We start from the raw sequence: 1,605 nt of genomic DNA on the forward strand, positions 1-1,605 counted from the left end.
ATAATTTTCAATTGCGTCTATTGCTGCCTTTGCATAAATACGACCCTCTTCTCGGTATGGCTCACCACACCCTAAAAGAACCAATGTAGTAATGGTAATTATGAGAGTACGCAATTTTGATTTCATAGGCCTAACGCTAAATTAAGGGGCCGGCTTTAGCCGGTCCCAACGAGCGCAGCGAGTGGCTTGAATGCCTGGTTAGGCTTCGGTGCCGCGCCGGACGCAAAGCACGAAACGACTCGTTGCTGGATGTTGGGTTTTGAGCATACGCGTGCAAATCTTCCGGTAAAAGTGCATGAGAATGTAAAACTCCGACATACGCGGAATACTCTACTACCTCGACGCGAATTTGAGTTTGTTGGTGCAAATGTTTCGGCGCGGACTCGAACGAACGACGCGAACTTGTAGACTGGCAAAGATAATTGTTACTTGAGCGCATAACTTCCTTGTTCATTTTTTGCTCTTCCGCCTAACGATTAAGCTAAGGGGCCGGCTTCGCCGGTCCCAGCGAATGAAATGAGCGACTTCAGCGCCTTGTTAGGCTTGTTCATGCCAAAGTGGATAGTTTTTTCTGGCATATAAAAACAGTGCGATATAGGAAGGAATTGATATTGCCCACATGACTGTATTATTTATCAAGTAAACCTCTTGTGTCATGCCCGCCGACAGGTCGGCGTTTGTGACGAAATAATATAGAGGCGCCCATATTAGCTGAACGTAAAAATTTACAAGCCATATTTTTCTGGTTAGTATTTTTTTACTAAATACGTAACCGTACAAGCCAAGGATTGCTGGAATTGTTAGAACTAGAGATATGATTTCTGAAATACCACTTCCAGGTATAAGAAAAAGACCAGAAATTCCTAAGGTCGTTAGCAGTACCATAAAGAAAAAGTAAATCTTCCAAGTAATATTTCTATTTAAAAGTTCGACACTCACTAGGTTTGAATGAGGGGCAGAGTAAGGGTTTTCGGTCATGCTGATGCCTCGTTTAATGGGTAAAGCCTAACGATTAAGCTAAGGGGCAGGCTTTAGCCTGTCCCAGTGAGCGAAGCGAACGATTTGAGCGACTTGTTAGGGGGCTATTCACCGAATTTCGAAAGATATAGTAGGTGTGCCGTGGCGATGATTGGGCCGCCGAATACTGCGAGCATAATATTATTTTCTGAACTATAAAATAATCCGCCCATACAAGTAATTAGCCCTATTGTAATGCCAAACCACTGCATAGGATGTCCGGGCCAATCATTTCCTTTGGAAAGTGTATGCCACGCTAAATTGAATAATGAAATTGAGCCCCATACTCCACAAATTGTCATTATCGCAAATTTTGGAAAATTGCCACTTCCCGATACAGATGGTAATAGAGAATATATAGATATTGGTAAAAAAAGCACCCCTAAAAATAGGAGATAAGCAGCCGGCGCACAAAATATAATAACTATTAGAGATGATATGAGGCGGTTCAATGTAGCACCCTAACGTTTGGTTAAGGGGCGGGCTTTAGCCCGTCCCAGTGAGCGCAGCGAACGGTTTGAACCACTTGTTAGGCCATGCAGAAAACTAAAGTTCTGATGCTACTTCGGAGCAAAATTTGGTGGCAAC

The 1,605-nt window shown here is 43.3% G+C and carries 1 protein-coding gene; it reads right to left on the minus strand.

Annotated features, from left to right (window positions below; translation table 11 throughout):
- Positions 1 to 537: 537 nt before the first annotated feature.
- Complete coding sequence (locus AACX99_RS22090; RefSeq protein ID WP_339414557.1) at positions 538 to 978, minus strand: hypothetical protein; 441 nt, start codon at positions 976 to 978, stop codon at positions 538 to 540.
- Positions 979 to 1,605 lie beyond the last annotated feature (627 nt).

It is taken from the genome of Pseudomonas sp. EA_35y_Pfl2_R5 (assembly GCF_963970805.1).
Classification (GTDB): domain Bacteria; phylum Pseudomonadota; class Gammaproteobacteria; order Pseudomonadales; family Pseudomonadaceae; genus Aquipseudomonas.

What these genes read in the sequence shown, in the direction of transcription:
- AACX99_RS22090 (WP_339414557.1), bottom strand. Translation starts at nt 978, where the DNA reads ATGACCGAAAACCCTTACTCTGCCCCTCATTCAAACCTAGTGAGTGTC.